Raw genomic sequence first — 435 nt, forward strand, 5'->3', positions numbered from 1 at the left:
TACCTTCGATGACCATACGACCGAAACCATACCAAATCAAGTAAAAGGCCGTGATATGACCTCGTCTGAGACTCTTCCATTTCCGTCTAAAAATCAGAATCAAGGCAAAGCCAAGCAGATTCCATAGAGACTCATAAAGGAAAGTCGGTTGACGGTAGCTCCCCTCAATATACATCTGGTCACGGATAAAGCCAGGTAGATAATCCAGATTATCCACTATTGCACCATAAGCTTCTTGGTTAAAGAAATTACCCCAACGCCCCAAACTTTGAGCAATCATAACGCTAGGCGCCGCAATATCTAGAAAATCCCAAGTATTGATGAGTTTACGGTCAGCAAAGATATAGAGCACAAGAGCCCCAGTTATCAAACCACCGTAAATGGCCAAACCACCATTCCAAATGGCAAAAATCTCTCCTAAATTCTGACTATAGT

At 42.5% G+C, this 435-nt stretch carries 1 protein-coding gene; it reads right to left on the bottom strand.

Annotated features, from left to right (window positions below):
- Positions 1 to 435, bottom strand: a 435-nt coding sequence (gene lgt, locus ACTD9P_RS30020) for a prolipoprotein diacylglyceryl transferase (protein ID WP_438870481.1), incomplete at both ends; no start/stop codon positions are given.

Origin of the sequence: Pseudomonas onubensis (assembly GCF_965653655.1) — a bacterium.
Lineage (GTDB): Bacteria > Pseudomonadota > Gammaproteobacteria > Pseudomonadales > Pseudomonadaceae > Aquipseudomonas.